At 35.0% G+C, this 15,532-nt stretch carries 19 protein-coding genes and 1 pseudogene; 15 read left to right on the forward strand and 5 right to left on the reverse strand.

The window, feature by feature from the left end; all coding sequences use genetic code 11:
* Nucleotides 1–224 precede the first annotated feature (224 nt).
* The 9 genes and pseudogenes from QWZ06_RS09430 (at nt 225) to QWZ06_RS27780 (ending at nt 6,950) form a co-directional block, all read left to right on the forward strand.
* Nucleotides 225–890 carry an NAD-dependent epimerase/dehydratase family protein gene (locus QWZ06_RS09430; RefSeq protein WP_290297500.1) on the forward strand — a complete coding sequence of 222 codons (666 nt, stop codon included), beginning with the start codon at nt 225–227 and terminating at the stop codon, nt 888–890.
* A gap of 21 nt (nt 891–911) precedes the next feature.
* The gene (locus QWZ06_RS09435) at nt 912–1,919 is read left to right on the forward strand and encodes a bestrophin family protein (RefSeq protein WP_290297502.1); all 1,008 of its coding nucleotides are present in this window, start codon (nt 912–914) and stop codon (nt 1,917–1,919) included.
* A gap of 246 nt (nt 1,920–2,165) precedes the next feature.
* Nucleotides 2,166–2,936, forward strand: coding sequence for an SDR family NAD(P)-dependent oxidoreductase (locus QWZ06_RS09440; RefSeq protein WP_290297503.1), 771 nt, complete (start codon nt 2,166–2,168; stop codon nt 2,934–2,936).
* A 199-nt stretch (nt 2,937–3,135) separates the two neighbouring features.
* Nucleotides 3,136–3,771, forward strand: coding sequence for an NAD(P)H-binding protein (locus QWZ06_RS09445; RefSeq protein WP_290297504.1), 636 nt, complete (start codon nt 3,136–3,138; stop codon nt 3,769–3,771).
* A 224-nt stretch (nt 3,772–3,995) separates the two neighbouring features.
* Complete coding sequence (locus QWZ06_RS09450) at nt 3,996–4,640, forward strand: NAD(P)H-binding protein (RefSeq protein ID WP_290297505.1); 645 nt, start codon at nt 3,996–3,998, stop codon at nt 4,638–4,640.
* Between the two features lie 20 nt (nt 4,641–4,660).
* Nucleotides 4,661–5,281, forward strand: a complete 621-nt coding sequence (locus QWZ06_RS09455) for an NAD(P)H-dependent oxidoreductase (protein WP_290297506.1) — start codon at nt 4,661–4,663, stop codon at nt 5,279–5,281.
* Between the two features lie 64 nt (nt 5,282–5,345).
* Nucleotides 5,346–5,981 carry a flavodoxin family protein gene (locus QWZ06_RS09460; protein ID WP_290297507.1) on the forward strand — a complete coding sequence of 212 codons (636 nt, stop codon included), beginning with the start codon at nt 5,346–5,348 and terminating at the stop codon, nt 5,979–5,981.
* 491 nt (nt 5,982–6,472) lie between these two features.
* Nucleotides 6,473–6,589 (forward strand): annotated as a pseudogene (locus QWZ06_RS28160) (transposase); the annotation flags it as partial.
* Nucleotides 6,590–6,749: 160 nt separating this feature from the next.
* Nucleotides 6,750–6,950, forward strand: coding sequence for a helix-turn-helix domain-containing protein (locus tag QWZ06_RS27780; RefSeq protein WP_353960009.1), 201 nt, complete (start codon nt 6,750–6,752; stop codon nt 6,948–6,950).
* Nucleotides 6,951–7,294: 344 nt separating this feature from the next.
* On the opposite strand, the gene QWZ06_RS09475 is transcribed toward QWZ06_RS27780, so the two are convergent.
* From QWZ06_RS09475 to QWZ06_RS09485, 3 genes are all read right to left on the reverse strand, one after another.
* On the reverse strand, nt 7,295–8,125 hold the full coding sequence (locus QWZ06_RS09475; protein ID WP_353959947.1) for an aspartyl protease family protein: 831 nt from the start codon (nt 8,123–8,125) through the stop codon (nt 7,295–7,297).
* Between the two features lie 107 nt (nt 8,126–8,232).
* Entirely contained in the window at nt 8,233–8,784 is a 552-nt protein-coding gene (locus tag QWZ06_RS09480; protein ID WP_290297510.1) for a GntR family transcriptional regulator, read from the reverse strand.
* A gap of 165 nt (nt 8,785–8,949) precedes the next feature.
* A complete protein-coding gene (locus QWZ06_RS09485; protein WP_290297511.1) occupies nt 8,950–9,507 on the reverse strand; it encodes a tetratricopeptide repeat protein in 558 nt (185 codons plus the stop codon).
* A 187-nt stretch (nt 9,508–9,694) separates the two neighbouring features.
* Between QWZ06_RS09485 and QWZ06_RS09490 the strand changes: the two genes are divergently transcribed.
* Entirely contained in the window at nt 9,695–10,372 is a 678-nt protein-coding gene (locus tag QWZ06_RS09490) for a CPBP family intramembrane glutamic endopeptidase (protein ID WP_290297512.1), read from the forward strand.
* A gap of 190 nt (nt 10,373–10,562) precedes the next feature.
* Here the strand turns inward: QWZ06_RS09490 and QWZ06_RS09495 are convergent, their stop codons facing one another.
* Complete coding sequence (locus tag QWZ06_RS09495; RefSeq protein WP_290297513.1) at nt 10,563–11,510, reverse strand: beta-1,6-N-acetylglucosaminyltransferase; 948 nt, start codon at nt 11,508–11,510, stop codon at nt 10,563–10,565.
* A 447-nt stretch (nt 11,511–11,957) separates the two neighbouring features.
* Here QWZ06_RS09495 and QWZ06_RS09500 point away from each other — a divergent pair, with 447 nt between their 5' ends.
* The 5 genes from QWZ06_RS09500 to QWZ06_RS09520 all read left to right on the forward strand — a co-directional run bounded on the left by QWZ06_RS09500 (nt 11,958) and on the right by QWZ06_RS09520 (nt 14,624).
* A complete protein-coding gene (locus QWZ06_RS09500) occupies nt 11,958–12,152 on the forward strand; it encodes a cold-shock protein (protein ID WP_290297515.1) in 195 nt (64 codons plus the stop codon).
* A gap of 121 nt (nt 12,153–12,273) precedes the next feature.
* Nucleotides 12,274–12,732, forward strand: coding sequence for a MaoC family dehydratase (locus QWZ06_RS09505; protein ID WP_290297517.1), 459 nt, complete (start codon nt 12,274–12,276; stop codon nt 12,730–12,732).
* A 119-nt stretch (nt 12,733–12,851) separates the two neighbouring features.
* Nucleotides 12,852–13,949: a calcium:cation antiporter gene (locus tag QWZ06_RS09510; protein ID WP_290297518.1), complete on the forward strand. Its 1,098-nt coding sequence runs from the start codon at nt 12,852–12,854 to the stop codon at nt 13,947–13,949.
* 266 nt (nt 13,950–14,215) lie between these two features.
* On the forward strand, nt 14,216–14,416 hold the full coding sequence (locus QWZ06_RS09515; RefSeq protein ID WP_290297519.1) for a hypothetical protein: 201 nt from the start codon (nt 14,216–14,218) through the stop codon (nt 14,414–14,416).
* 76 nt (nt 14,417–14,492) lie between these two features.
* Nucleotides 14,493–14,624: a hypothetical protein gene (locus QWZ06_RS09520; protein WP_290297520.1), complete on the forward strand. Its 132-nt coding sequence runs from the start codon at nt 14,493–14,495 to the stop codon at nt 14,622–14,624.
* Between the two features lie 599 nt (nt 14,625–15,223).
* Here QWZ06_RS09520 and QWZ06_RS28165 read toward each other — a convergent pair.
* Nucleotides 15,224–15,400 (reverse strand): chromate transporter, encoded by a 177-nt coding sequence (locus QWZ06_RS28165; RefSeq protein WP_435384114.1) that lies wholly within the window; start codon nt 15,398–15,400, stop codon nt 15,224–15,226.
* Between the last annotated feature and the right edge of the window lie 132 nt (nt 15,401–15,532).

Below are 15,532 nucleotides of genomic sequence, written 5' to 3' on the forward strand. Positions count from 1 at the left end.
CGCAATATACCGAGATCCGTTTGCGGTTAATTAGATTGATCTATAATGATGAAGAGGCTGTTTCAATATTGTTGAAACAGCCTTTTTACAAGCTGCTGTTTTTACAATAAGTAAAATGTATCCTTTTTAATGTAATCTGTTTCATGAACAATTATAGCTCTCCTGTTATTTTTGTCTAACAGAAAATAGAGTAAAATAATAAATAGTAATAAAAGATAAGACTGATGAAATCAAAAATAAAAGTAATCATAACAGGAGCTACCGGCATGGTAGGAGAAGGCATTTTACAGGAATGTATTTCCAATGATAAGGTAGAGAAAATTTTACTGATCAATCGTAAGTCAAGTGGTTATGCTCATACTAAGATTGAAGAAATCCTGCATGATAATCTAAGTGATATTTCTTTATTTTCCGATAAGGTAAAAGGGTATGATGCCTGTTATTTTTGTTTGGGAGTTTCAGCAGTAGGAATGACTGAAGAGGCTTATACGAAGGTGACCTACGATCTTACCATGGGATTTGCAGGAACATTGGCCAGAGTCAATCCTGGAATGACTTTCTGTTATGTTTCAGGCGGAGGTACAGACAGCAGCGAAAAAGGAAAGCAGATGTGGGCAAGGGTCAAAGGGAAAACGGAAAATAATCTGATGAAGTTGCCTCTGGATGTATATAATTTTCGTCCAGCATTTATGAAACCTTCTCCCGGAGCAAGAAATGTGAAAGGATTTTATAAGATTATTAATATGGTATTTCCCTTTTTAAGAATATTTAGTAAAACTTATTTTCTAACGCTCAAAGAAGTAGCAGAAGCAATGATCAATGTGTCATTAAACGGATATCAGAAACGTATTCTGGAAGTGAAAGACATTTCTGAGCTTGTAAAAGGATGATAATACTAAAATAAATACAATATGCACACAGGAAAACGTTACACCCCTCTTGAGTTTTTTACATGGAGCTTACGCGATACACTCTGGTTATTAGGTATTGCTACCGTTCCTACTGTTCTATATGCCTTAGGTTGGTACTTTCTTTCCTTACCATGGCAACCGATAGCTATCCTGGGGACAGCTTTGGCTTTTGTTGTAGGGTTTAAGAACAATGCCAGTTACGGTAGATTATGGGAAGCCAGACAAATCTATGGAGCTGTAATCAATGATAGCCGCAGCTTTGCATTTACACTTCGTGATGCTCTTAACGGAAAGAAAGATGAAACAGTCCGAAAAATGATTTACAGGCATTTGGCATGGCTTACAGCTCTTCGATTTCAGCTAAGGGAAAAACGTTCCTGGGAGAATACACAGAGAAGAACAAACCAGCAGTTTTTAAAAGGAAGATATGTCATTCCTGAATGGGAGGGTAAGTTGGATGATGAACTTTCCAAATATCTTTCAGAGGACGAACTAACCTATATTTTAGACAAAAAGAACAGAGCGACTCAACTTATTGCATTGCAATCGGAAGATCTTGGTAAGCTGAGAAAAGAAGGCGTAATTACTGATATCCAATGGGCTGAGCTTCAGCAAAGCCTCACCAGATTGATTGATGATCAGGGTAAGGCAGAAAGGATCAAGAATTTTCCGTACCCACGAAATTTTGCTTCAGTAACCACTTATCTCATGTTTGTTTTTATCTTTCTGTTGCCTTTCGGTTTGCTAAAGGAATATAGTGTACTGGGTAACGGAACTTTTTTGGAAGGATATACCATTTGGTTCAACATCCCTTTTTCAGCATTAGTGGCTTGGGCATTTCACATCTTAGATACGATTGGTGAAAGTTCCGTTAATCCATTTGAAGGAAGTGCAAATGATATTCCGATTACCCAGATCAGTCGGATGCTCGAAATAGATCTCAAAGATATGCTGGATGAAAAGGAACTTCCTAATCCCATTACACCCATTCATAATATTTTAATGTAATTCTTAATAGAATCATTTTTACTAAAATCATTTTATTTTTTAGATAAACAAATTACAGCACTATAAGATACCATCTATAGTGCTTTTTTGTGATGTTTATTGGACTTCGGCTGCATCTGGATTTAACGAGTTTTAATCCAAAAATCCGTAAAAAGTATCCTTAATAAGGTAATTTGTCTCCAATTTTTTGCTTCTGAGTCCGGTAAATTTGTTAACACAAACAAAATAACATTAAAATCATAAGAAATGAAATTATTACTTGAAAATAAAACCGCTGTTATTACAGGAGGGAGCAGTGGAATAGGTTTAGCAACAGCAAAATTATTCGCTCAGGAAGGAGCAAACGTAGTGCTGACAAGTATCAATAAAGAAGAACTGGAAAAGGTTGTGCAGGAGATAACAGAAACAGGAGGAAAAGCTATAGGGCTTGTTGCAGACTCAGCAGATCCTAAAGCACCTAAAGAAGTTTTTGCTAAGGCTATAGAAACATTTGGCCAGGTGGACATCATGGTCAATAATGCAGGATATGGTGATATGTACTCTATTGAAGAAACTACCGATGAACATTTTGAAAAGGTAGCCCAGATCAACTACTTTGGTATTTTCAGGTACTGCCGTGAAGCAGTCCAGCATTTTATGCCAAGAAATGAAGGGGTGATTGTTAATGTAACCTCAGTAAACGGCTCACTTCCTGTTTGTGGAGTAGCGTATACTTCCACAAAAGGAGCAGTTAATATCATGACAAAAAATATAGCAATTCGTTTTTCAGGAACGGGAATCCGTTGTAATGCAGTGGCTCCCGGGCATACAGATACCCCTATGGCTAGAGCATGGGCAGCAGGAGATTTAGCGGGCGGAGATAAAATGCTGAAGTATAACTCTCTGTATGTGAATACCGAGGTGCCGCCTACCCAACCTGACGACCAGGCCAATGCAATTCTATATCTTGCAAGTGATATGAGTAAAGCGGTAACAGGAAGGGTTCTTACAGTAGATAATGGAGCTTATATGTATTAAGTGTTTTTATTTTAAATATGAAGTATTGAGTTGATTGTAAAAATCTCTTCACATGGTGGAGGGGTTTTTACTTTTTTAAGATCAAACAGATACAGATATCAATAAGAAAAAATCCGTAAAAAGTATCCTTAATTAGGTAATCTGTTTCCCATTGAAAGGAATGGCGTGATGTAAATTTGTATAATAAAAATTTAAAAAAATGGCAACAAAAGTTTTAGTGCTGGGTGCAAGTGGAGCAATTGCACAGCACGTTATAGAAGATCTTAAAGATGATGAAAATATTGTACTGACCCTGTTTGCAAGAAATATCAATGGTTTACAGGAGCAAGCCCCTAATGCTGCAATTATTAAAGGAGACGTATTGAACAAAGAAGATTTGCAGGCGGCTCTAAAAGGGCAGGATATCGTTTACGCTAATCTCATAGGCCAGATAGATAAAATGGCTGGTGAAATTGTAAAAACAATGGAAGCAGAAAAAGTTCAACGGTTAATTTTTATTACTTCTTTGGGAATTTATCATGAAATTCCCGGAAAATTCGGGCAGTGGAATGATAGGATGATTGGTTCCGATCTGGTGCGTTACCGTCATGCAGCGGATATTATTGAAGGATCGGCATTAAATTATACGGTAATTCGTCCATCATGGCTTACCGATAAAAATGAAACAGATTTCGAGACTACTCAGAAAGGAGAGCCTTTTACCGGTACAGAAGTATCCCGTAAGGCAGTAGCAATGTATATCGTTAGCCTTCTGAAAAATCCGGGAAAAGATAATTATTCCAGTGTTGGTGTTCAAAAGCCCGGATCACAGGGTGATAAGCCCTCTTTCTATTAAAATTACCTGAGTTCAGAATAAAGATTTCTGAATTAATAAGGTTTGAAGCTAGGTGCAGGAAGCTGAAAATTAGGAAGGTCATAAAGAATAACGATTCATCTATTTTATCTGCATTAAACTAAAATGAATAATGTCGTCGGTTGTCTGTAATGATAGCTGAAAGTAACTTCCATCCTGTTGCCCTTAAATTCTTTCACCCGAACTCAAATTAAAATATCATAAAAATGACAAAGAAAATTATAATCATTGGTGCTAATGGAAGAATCTCAAAGCATTTAATTGACTTCTTAAAAGATACTGAAAAATACAAGCTGACTTTATTTTCCAGAAATACAAAAGAGTTGGCAGAACAAGCTCCTGAAGCAGATGTTATACAGGGAGATGTATTAAATAATGAGCAATTGGATGCGGCTGTTAAAGGTCAGGATATTGTATTTGTAAATGTTGATGGTCCTATGAATAAATTTGCAGATTTGATTGTAAGATCAATGGATAAAAATAATGTAAAACGGTTAATCTTTACAACTTCTCTAGGAATCTATAAAGAACTTCCGGGTAAGTTCGGAGAATGGAATGAGGCTATCATTGGAAAAGATTTGGTTCGCTATAAAGAAGCTGCCGATATAATTGAAGCATCAGATCTTGATTATACTATTGTGCGTCCAAGCTGGTTAACGGATAATGATGATGCGGATTTTGAAACAACGCAGAAAGGAGAACCATTTACCGGAACAGAAGTATCTAGAAAAGCTGTCGCAGCTTATATCATGAATATTATTGAGTCGGGAAAAGATATAAAAGCAAGCGTAGGTGTGAATAAGCCGGGTGTGTATGGTGATAAACCATCTTTTATTGATTTCAATATTTAAAATTTAAGAAAAAAAGAAAAATGAGTGATAAAAAAACAGCACTATTGGTAAATACACATTTAACCTACCCTAACTGGTCTGAAGGAGTACTAAACAGAGCTTTTCAGGATAAAGCAAAAGAATTTTTTATTTCCAATGGGTACCAAGTGCTTGAAACATATGTGGAAAATGGCTATGATCCCACTGAAGAAGTTGAAAAGCATCTTGTAGCTGAGATCGTTATATTGCAGACCCCTATCAATTGGTTTGGGGCACCATGGATCTACAAGAAATATGTAGATGAAGTATTTAATGCAGGTCTGTTTTCAAAGAAATTTCAGGAGGCAGATGGGCGAAGTCAAGAAGATCCGAACAAGCAGTATGGTACAGGGGGCAAAATGTATGGCAAAAAGTTTATGGTGTCTGCAACATGGAATGCTCCTAAAGAAGCATTTGGGAATCCTGAACAGGTTTTAATGCAGGGCAAGACAACCAGCGATTTAATGTTAAATTTAACCAGTTCATATCGTTTTGTGGGCTATGAGATCATGCCGGATTATGGAACATTTGATATATTCCGGGATCAGAAAATAGAATCAGATCTGGAAAAATATCCGGAATATCTGGCAGAAACATTTCAGATCACTGAAATAACTGCATAAATATGTTTTGAAAGGTTTGTATATCCTACTGCTTTACAAACCTTTTCAGTAATAAGGAAGGATTATGAATAAAAAATATAGTCTTAAAAAGATGCTTTGGATAGCTTTAGGTATTATTGTCGCAGGTGTTTTTGCATTTGCGATAGCAATTGTGGGTATTGACAGTTACCAATATCACCGAAATAAAAACATCATTAAGTCGCTGAGTCAGAATGGAGGTCGTCATGAGAATCTGGTTGTTTTCTTTTCACGTTCAGGAAATACAGAATTAATGGCAAGAAAGATCGCTGAAATTAAACACGCAGCAGTGGTACCTATCCAATCTGACAGAGATCATATCGGATTCACCGGATGGATTGAATCTTTACAGGATGCGAGGGAAACCGCCTCGGAAATTACCCCCGGTAAAATTGATGTATCAAAATATGATACAATCTATATTGGCTCTCCAATATGGCTGTACAGTCCGGCACCACAAATTTTTGAATTTGCCCGTAAAAATGATTTTTCAGGGAAGAGGGTGGTGTTATTCAATTCTATGAACAGTAAATTTGACCAAAAATATATTGATGCTTTTAAAACGATCATTGAAAAGAATGGGGGCACTTTTGCAAAACATATCTATATAATTAGAGGAAGAATGACCCAGCAGATGGCTGTGGAAGAATTTTTAAAGAAAACAGCTGAGTTGATGCACTAAGCAGGTCAAATATTATTATAGTATTTGATCTCAATCGTTGTTTATGGTCTAAGGAGATTATTGTTAAACTGGAATAAGTTTTGAGATAATATAAATAAAATATGCGCAAATTATCCTAAATTTGCGCATATTGTCGTTTGTGACCAATACGAGCATATCTTCAAACACTTTCATCGATGATTTGGTTCGATTGAGTCAAATTAAACAAGAATTACAAACTCTATTATCAAATAATTTCTTTTAGTTTTTGTATAAGGCTATTTAATTCTAAAATTTAGTAATAAACAGCAGTGGAATAGTAAGTCTTTAGTTGGTGTCAACTGTCTTTTACTGTTGAATTAAGATTTAGATTAGAAAATATAGTTTGGTATATTCAAATATATTGTTGTTTATTTTTGTTCCTAAATTATATATATTTCTATTACGCATTCTAGTTGCTTAAATCATAGGTTTTAAAACATTGAATTTGGAGGTCCAGAGGTCAACATCATCTAGATTTTATATTAAACTTAATTGAAGCCGGTGATAAAACAAAGAAGGAAGTAATAGAAGAGTATCGAATTCCTAAAACTACTCTATACAAATGGATCAACAAATACAAAAAATAAATATGTCGGCGGATTTCAGCCGGATCTATAATGATATTATCAAACTATATCCTGATAAAATGAATATTTGTGACCATCTGTTGAAAAAAAGAATTTATCAGCTCTTGATGTCATTCAGTTGAACAAACTCATATTTGGTGAGAACGATAAGAAATCTGAGTTGCTTAATAGACGACATCGATGTTATAAAGAGGCTGATATTCAATATGTTTTAGAAGAACAGAAAATACTTGGACTTAATGATACCCAAATTGCAAAACATTATAACATAAGCAGAGATACGATTGCCAAATGGAAGAAAATTTTTCGTAATAAAGTTGTGAACCTGCCTCTTTTATTCCCCATTGATTTGTCCAGATGACTTTATAATCTTCAAAAACAGCAACGCTTAACCCATTGAGCTTTTTTTGCTTCATTAATTTTTCTGCAGTGATTTTTAGGCTATCAAATTTTGAATTAGTCTGATTTTTAGATTCTTTTTTGTTCTGCCCGTATACTATTGTAAAAAAACATAGTAATAAAAGCATTATTATTCTTGGTTTCATAAATTTTCTAGCTTAAAAATAGTTTCTATTATAATTTTTGAAATACATCTTTTAACGAATGACATTATTGTTAATTAATTAGTATTCGTTAGGTCTTTTAAAAATGGAGACTTCAATATTGATTTTAAATTGAGTTTTGGAAACTTAATTAAATCAATTTCTATTCAATCCAAACTTCTTTGTTTTTAAAATCGATTGTAAAAATATATTTGTTAATGGCATCAAAATTCAGAACTCCATCATAAATTATATCTCTTACGGAAGGCTTTATTTTCAAACTTTTATCGCCCATTACAAATTCTGATTCAGAATTATTTTCAAAATTATCTTTTTGAAACTCCTTTTCTATGTTCCAAATTTTTGCACTTTCGTTCGATAAAAGCATTGGTCCACTGTTGCCAGAATCGAAAAGAAACCAATAGAGATTGTTTTGTTTTGGGATTGCGATGAATATATTTAATTCGCCTCCTTCCAAACCGTTGGCGAATCTTGTTGTTAAAAGTGATTTTCCTTTTATTGCTTTCTTTGCGGAAGTTTTATTTTCTATTATTATTATATTTTTAGAAAGTTCGATGGTTAGAATGGTTTGAGCAAAAGATTTGAGTGAGATAACACCATCAATTTTTGGAAATTCTTTGGGTAGAATACTCATTAAATCCCAAACACCAACAGTTTGATGGAAAATTTTTGTTTTGCCCATTGAAAGTAAAACACTGTCTGATTTTTGAGCTTTAATCATTTCTCCACTCATTCTGAATCCTGTTGTACTCCCATAGATTTTTTTCTTGATTGTATGAGCAATCTCTGGCGAAATAATTGTTTCTGAGCCCCCTGTATCAAACAGGAAATTATATTTTTTCCCTTCAATGAAAACATCGACCGTTTTCATATTTTCAATGTAAGGTTTAAGCTTAATCGTATCTTGTGCAAACACTTGAATTACAGTGCTTAAAAATAGAAAACTACATAACATTTTCTTTACAGTATCCATTATTTTGATTTTTATTTATTCTGAGATTGTAACCAAGTAAGCATTGTATCCATCCCAACTAAATTATTTTCTGCCAATAATTCTGTTGCTTTTTGAAGTTCTCCTTTTTATAATTGAAGAATGATATTTTCGCGTTGATTGCTGGATTTTTCAACTGTTTTGTTCATTGCCATATAAGCATATTCATAGCGTTGCGATTGGCGTTGCAAGGTTTTTATCATTTTTAAAAGTCTTTGATTTGGACAATTGGAAATCAATAATAAATGCCAGCTCTCGTCTAATTCAACTATTTCTTTAGGAGATTTAGAATTGATAATTTTTAGGTTAATTTCATTCAGTTCTTCCAAAACTTTTTTATCCGGAACTCCTGATAATTCTAAAGCAAACGATTCTAATCTCGCTCTCAAAGGATAAATTTCAAAAATATCAGCTTCTGAAAATTGTGACAACCGATAACCTTTTCTTGGTTCGGAAACAACAATTCCTTCCCATTCCAATTGTTGAAGCGCATCTCGAAGTGGCGTTCTACTAATGTTGAGCAATTCTGTCAACTGTACTTCCCGCATTGGTTCATTGGGCATTATTTTGCCTTCAATGATTAATTGCCACAATACTTTTATGATTTGACTTTTTAGAGATTCTTGTGTTATCATATTCATATTGCATATTGTATACAATATGCAAAAGTAATGATTTTAACTGATAACAAAGCTTTAATACAAAAAAAAATTAGATGTCAGCCAAAACCAAATTGTTTTTATAAAATTGAAGAACAGACTAAAAGCCTGTTCTTATTGATATTTATAAATAATTAAAATCATTAGTTATTTCTTCAAGACTTCCTCAATTTTCAAAAGCCTCTCTTTTGCATTTGTATTTTCAGGATTCAGTTCCAAAGATTTAAGATAATTTTGTTTGGAAAGCTCATATTCCTTATTATTAAAATAGGCTTCAGCTAAACTGTCATAAGGATTTGCTGAGTTGGGAAATTCGCAAACATAGAGTTGAAAAAGTTTGATGGATGAAGTTATTTTTCCACTTCTCATCAATTTATAACCTAACGTATTCAATTCAGATTCATCAGAAAAATTGTAAGAATCTGGTTTGTTTTTCTTTAATTCTTTGTAATAGGCAATTCCCGAATCGATGTTTTCAAAAGATTTTTTCTCGATTTCTCTTCCAATTAATTTCTTCCCAAAAGGTTTCAAATCATCTATCAGATTTTGAACAACATTGTATAAATTCCCGTAAGTATTTTCTCCACCCTGATTGGTGATTACAGAAATCCCGATGTTACAATCAGGGAAAACCCAAAACAGATTCTGTGTTCCAAAAGTACCACCGTGCTTTCTGGCATTTCGACCATTGTGATTGACGGTCACTTTATCCCAAAAATAAGCGTTCCAATAGTTTTTATTGTTGAGTAAATCTCTTTGTGATTCCTGAGCAAGCGGATTATTTTTATCCAGTTCAAATTTTAAAAAAGAATTTCATTATATTCATATATTGTTTTTGTTATCAGATACTTGAGCTATATTTAATGCCTAAAAAATATATAAACTTTTACCTATGATCGGCATAATTATCATTTTGTCTTTATCTTGGATTTTGCTATGGTTAATCGAAAAAAAACAGCTTACGGTTTTAGGACTAGCACTAACAAAGAACAGATCTAAAGATTTTTTTGTTGGACTCGTGATAGCTAGTTTTGTTTGTGCAGCTTATCATATTATGAATGTCTATCTGGTTGATAATTTTTGGATTTACAATAAACAGATGTCTATTCAGATACTTTTTAATAGTATATGGTGGATCTTAAAATCTGTCCTATTTGAGGAATTTGTTTTTCGAGGAGCATTGCTTTATATTGCAATAAATAGGATAGGGCCCAAATGGGCCTGCATATTATCAGCAGTTTTATTTGGTGTCTATCATTGGTTTTCATATGATTCTTTTGGAAGCCCACTAAAAATGCTTATAATTTTACTTATGACCGGTACGTTTGGATGGGTTCTCGCCTTTGCTTTTCATAACACAAGATCAATTTATCTGTCAATAGCGATTCATCTAGGCTGGAACCTTGTAAATATATTAGTTTTTTCAAATGGGTCGCTTGGTCCACAATTAATGATTAAAGCTAATGCTAATCATCAGGAAGGGTTAATGTCCTTATTCACGTTCCTATTCCAAATTTTTGCATTACCACTGGTAACATACTGGTATGTAAAAGTTTTTGCTAAAGAATAAAGGATTTTTAAGTCTTTAAAACATCAGATCATTGCAAATAACAAACCCAAAAATCAGAATGTTTGGATTTTGAAAAATTAATAATTTCTATCGTTTGTCAGAGGGCATTAATGGTAAAGAAAGAGAAATAAAATTGTAATCCCTTCCTTAAAAGAAATAATGTTAACTTTAAATTGAATAATAACTTTAATTAATTGCTGCCGGGTTTATCTCTTTTTAATTCTCTTTCAATCTCATTGACTTCCGGTAGTGGGAGGTCATAACTGCTATCCGTATATTGGATGATCCACTGATCAGTTATGTCGCCGACTTTATTGATGAAAAGGCTGTTACTTTCTGTCAGGAGTCTGAGGAACTGGTTGTAATAATTGTCTTTGCCTATCAATGGTGGATTAAGGATTGCTCTTTTGTCATCATTCACAATAATGTCATTGAAGTCGGTATTCATCAGAACGGTCTGAAAAAAGGATTCAGCAGGAAGCAGGGTGTGTAGATAATAATCTTCAAAATCCATTACTTTCTTATTATTGGTCAAAAAGGAGCATGTCTCCCGTGTAAAAATAAACCATTTGCCACCAATGTACGGAGTTACATTCTTCATAAAGGCTCTTTTGTAGATTAATGAGGATATCCTGTGTGTGAGTTCCGTAAAGTGATTCTGAATCCTCCGCAACGTATCGGGTCTATAAAACTTCTGATCGTAGTAGAAAATATAGTTTCTTCCAGTATTGAAGGTCAGAAACTGCCTGATGATTTGCTGGGACCTCAATGGAAGATCTTCGCCACTTAGGTTGATAAGATAATCCCATTTCTTGCTGGTATTGAGTAAGAATTCCATCGCGTTGAGCTCCGCCTGGATCATGCTGAAGCCTCCTGAGACGATATTCATACTTTCCAGAATGTAGACATTCGGATATTGAATGACATAATCCTGGATTGCTTCCGTTGTTTCGGAACTCGCTTTGCGGTCGATGTGTATTAAGTAAAATTGATCGCGGCAATATATTTTTTCAAGTAATGTCTTAAAGGCCTCAGGTCGCTGGTGTACCATAATGAAATAAGCGATACGAACCTGTGGTAAGGAATGCTCTTCGGAAGTTTGAGCTAATGTCTGTGGTATAGTTGGATGGGTCTGCATGCTTACGGAGTTTTTGATCATCCGCACTGTGCAAATAATTCTTCTGTGTGCGTAATCTACGAATAAAATAATGATAATCAACTATTTATATTTTTTAATTTAACTGAATATTTATATAGATTTGCAAAGTATTCATAAAGAAAGGTTCCTGCCTTCGCTTAACCGGTCCCATTACACCGATCGGTCTTGCTTCTACAGTTCCCCGTTTATAGATCCGATTTTTAATGATATTGAGAATGCTGATTCCTTTGATCTTAAAAAATGACCCGATATTGCAGGCGAAGATATTTAGAGATCTTAATGCATAGCATCAATGAGCCGAGCAAAGAATGATAGTTAGCTAACGGCAAATATTACAGTTTGTCCTACAGATCATAATTTTACCTCAAAAATGAGATCTGTAAAGTGTACAGATCCCATTATATTAATTTTTTAATTTTATTTACAATGCAAAAAGGCACCGTAAAATTTTTCAACGAAGCAAAAGGCTTCGGTTTCATTGCACCATCAGAAGGTGGCGCAGACATCTTTGTACATACCTCAGGACTTCAGTCAAGAGGCATCCGTGAGAACGACGAGGTTGTTTTCAACGTACAGAAAGGAGATAGAGGTTTAAACGCAATCAACGTTAAACTGGCATAATCTGATCGATATAGTAATCTATTATATTAATTATATTACAGCCTCCCGCATATTGCGAGAGGCTTTTTATCTTTTTAAGGAAAGCATACTGCTGCCATTGAACTATTAAATCAGAAAATATATGCAGATCATCAACAATTACGAAGAATATAAATCATTGGAGGGAGTCATGGTCGGAAATTCCCTATGGCATATGATTGATCAAAAACAGATCGACAGATTTGCAGATGTCACTTTGGATCACCAGTGGATTCATGTGGATAGCGAAAGGGCATCCATTGACAGTCCTTATGGATCAACCATCGCCCACGGATACCTTACCCTTGGGCTGATCCCATATCTGTGGAAGCAAATCGCATCAGTGCAGAATGTAAGCCTTGAGATCAATTACGGAATTGAAGACCTGAGATTCGGAATACCCGTGAAAGTAAATTCTGAAGTATCCTTGCAGGCAACGATCAGATCGGTCAATGACCTACGGGGAATCGTCAAGGTTATTGTCGGGGCAAGACTTGTGGTCAAGGATGAGTCGAAATCTGCCTACACGGGTAATGTTGTATTTCTTTATCAATTCAAATAGAGACCATTGTTTCTATCATAAAAACCCTCCAGGTAAAGGCTTATCTGCTAACTAGTCACATCTGTTTTTGGAAGGTGATGAGCTGCTATCACCCGAGAAATTAAATTGCGTTTTTCTTTATGAATCAAGATAAATACTTACGGTATTGGACGATTTTCGTGCCGGTTTTATCATGGCTCTTCTATTTTGGGAACTTCATCTTTTCATCAGGCTATTATTCGATCCTGTTAACTGCACTGTTACTGGGAAGCGTGCTCACGGCGGTTTATCACTCCGAAGTGCTTGCACACCATCTGGGTGAGCCTTTTGGCACCCTTCTTCTGGCGTTTGCCATAACAGTCATCGAGGTTGGGCTGATCATTTCCATCATGCTTGGAGCACAAGGTCTAGAGACCATCACCCTGGCAAGGGATACGGTCTTTGCGGCAGTTATGCTCATCCTTAATGGAATTATCGGTATCTGTATTGTTATTGGATCATTAAGATACAGGGAGCAATCCTTCACTTTGAAAGGCGTAAGTACGGCGCTTATCACTCTGACAGCAGTGGTTGTTTTTGTTTTAATATTACCAAACTATACGGTCAGTCACAAAGGAGGTGAGTATACTTCGTTTCAGCTTTTGTTTATTGCTTTGTTATGTCTGGCGCTGTATCTAGGATTTACAATGGTGCAGACGATAAGGCATCGGAGTTTTTTTATATCGCCCAGTGACAAAGCGAAGGAAAAAACTGTGGAATACGACGGTAAAATCAAAGTTTCCAGAAAGAATATGTATATCAGCAGTTTTATGCTGATCGTAAGTTTGGGCGTGGTTGTTCTGATGGCAAAGCTTCTGTCAAAAGATGTAGAATATCTTGTAGTGGCTGTGGGAGCACCAAGATCTGCAGTAGGTGTTATCATTGCAGGAATCGTACTCTTACCGGAAGCTCTTGCTGCAATCAGGGCGGCCAGAAATGATCGGATACAGACTTCCCTGAACCTGGCGTTTGGTTCTGCACTGGCGAGCATCGGACTGAGCATTCCTGCCATTGCGATCATATCGTTAATAAGTGGCATTCGGATGACATTGGGAATCGACTTCAAATCGACAGTTCTCCTGGGGCTATCACTATTTATCATCACGATTTCTCTGGCCACAGGAAAAACAAACATTATGCAGGGATTTGTGCTTATCGGTATATTTATGATCTACCTTTTTATTACGATTGTTCCCTAATTCTATTAATAAGATTGACAAATGATACTCTTATGGTGCAAATCATAAAGTGTAATAAACATTAAAAGCTATATTTATTAATAATTTAACAATATTATGATTGAGGAGGACTTCCTGAGATTGAATGAGGCTGAACTCAGGACATTTGCTGGGGGCTCTCTGCTTTTCAGCGGAGATGAGGAGGTTGGGCATTACTTTCAGATCGTAAGTGGGCTTATAACATTTGCCAAAGCCGATTCTGAAGGAAATAACATAATCGGTACCATTTGGGTAAAGCCAAGGGAAACTATGTCACATTAATTGAACTTTCATCTTCCTTTGATGTTGCCATTACAGACTGCATTGTTCTGCTAATGCCAAAAGAAAGTTTCATTGATATCATTACGTCCGAAAAAGTAATGATGATACATATCCCGAAATACCCTGCAGTTGTAAAATTGTATAGAAACAAATCGCATCGATTTTAATAAAATTCCCTCCGACAAGATCACAGAGCTCTTTCAGTTTTTAAAGTTTGAAGAGCCTGATCAAGAACTATTATCTTTGGAAATTAGTCTGGATCTTCACGAAATTGCAATGATGACCGGACTTAATGTGGAAATTTGTCATGCCATCATACAGAAAATGGAAGTAGGGGACTCGATCAATATAAGGAATGGAAAGATATATTTCTGAGCGCGGTAAATAAGATATTGCAACCTGATGACTTGAGACTTCGAACTTTAGCTAATAGATCATCAATATCAAACGGTTTAGATAAATGCATCCAGATTACAAAGTTTCCCAATTTCAAATGTTTTGGCTTATGTTATCAATGTTAGCGTATCTTTGAATACTTTAATTGATGACTTGGTTCGTTTGAGCTAATTAAAAAGTTCATTTTTACCACATGTTTATAACCTGCAACTTTATGCAATTTAGCTCTTTCAACTTAGTAGAAAACAAATTTAACCTACTTGGTATATATTTGACTTGATTTGTCGAATTCTTCTGATGGAAAAATTAAAGTCTTTACGAAAACTTCACTTAATTAATCTAACTGAATATGAAATAGTACAAATCCCAATAACGCACCTCCAAAAACAATGAATGCAGTATTGATGTTCTTAAATTTAAAAACAATGATGCCACTTATAATTGCAATTACAATGGTTCGCCAGTCAAAAATACTTTGCCTGCTCATTACAAGACATACAGATAATATAATGGCTACCTAAGCTACATTTACTGCATCAAGAAATATTGACAAACCTTTTGAGCTGTGTATTTTTTTACTAATGGATTGAGAAACGCACAAGTACAAATGAAGGAAAGAATATTGCTATTGTTGAAACAATAGAACCATATAATCCGTTAATCTGGTATCCTATAAAAGTGACTGATGAAAAAACAGGTCCGGGTGTGAATTGTTCCACTGTAATTGCATCAATAAGTTGTTTTCTTGTTAGCAAATCTGTTTGTACTAATTCCGTATCTAAAAAAGCAAAAGCACATACCCACTACCATAAAGGATGGCACCAATTTAAGAAATATAAAAAACAATTTAATATTGGAATAGGTTCAAGTCTGGTATAAGAATCAGA

The sequence above is a fragment of the Chryseobacterium tructae genome, assembly GCF_030409875.1.
Lineage (GTDB): Bacteria > Bacteroidota > Bacteroidia > Flavobacteriales > Weeksellaceae > Chryseobacterium > Chryseobacterium tructae.

Bases quoted from the DNA above. Each gene is read 5' to 3' on its own strand.
- QWZ06_RS09500 (WP_290297515.1), top strand. From the start codon at position 11,958: ATGCAAAAAGGCACCGTAAAATTTTTCAACGAAGCAAAAGGCTTCGGT.
- QWZ06_RS09450 (WP_290297505.1), top strand. From the start codon at position 3,996: ATGACAAAGAAAATTATAATCATTGGTGCTAATGGAAGAATCTCAAAG.
- QWZ06_RS09460 (WP_290297507.1), top strand. From the start codon at position 5,346: ATGAATAAAAAATATAGTCTTAAAAAGATGCTTTGGATAGCTTTAGGT.
- QWZ06_RS09495 (WP_290297513.1), bottom strand. From the start codon at position 11,510: ATGCAGACCCATCCAACTATACCACAGACATTAGCTCAAACTTCCGAA.
- QWZ06_RS09440 (WP_290297503.1), top strand. From the start codon at position 2,166: ATGAAATTATTACTTGAAAATAAAACCGCTGTTATTACAGGAGGGAGC.
- QWZ06_RS09510 (WP_290297518.1), top strand. From the start codon at position 12,852: ATGAATCAAGATAAATACTTACGGTATTGGACGATTTTCGTGCCGGTT.
- QWZ06_RS09480 (WP_290297510.1), bottom strand. From the start codon at position 8,784: ATGAATATGATAACACAAGAATCTCTAAAAAGTCAAATCATAAAAGTA.
- QWZ06_RS09490 (WP_290297512.1), top strand. From the start codon at position 9,695: ATGATCGGCATAATTATCATTTTGTCTTTATCTTGGATTTTGCTATGG.
- QWZ06_RS09505 (WP_290297517.1), top strand. From the start codon at position 12,274: ATGCAGATCATCAACAATTACGAAGAATATAAATCATTGGAGGGAGTC.
- QWZ06_RS09445 (WP_290297504.1), top strand. From the start codon at position 3,136: ATGGCAACAAAAGTTTTAGTGCTGGGTGCAAGTGGAGCAATTGCACAG.
- QWZ06_RS09430 (WP_290297500.1), top strand. From the start codon at position 225: ATGAAATCAAAAATAAAAGTAATCATAACAGGAGCTACCGGCATGGTA.
- QWZ06_RS09455 (WP_290297506.1), top strand. From the start codon at position 4,661: ATGAGTGATAAAAAAACAGCACTATTGGTAAATACACATTTAACCTAC.
- QWZ06_RS09475 (WP_353959947.1), bottom strand. From the start codon at position 8,125: ATGGATACTGTAAAGAAAATGTTATGTAGTTTTCTATTTTTAAGCACT.
- QWZ06_RS09435 (WP_290297502.1), top strand. From the start codon at position 912: ATGCACACAGGAAAACGTTACACCCCTCTTGAGTTTTTTACATGGAGC.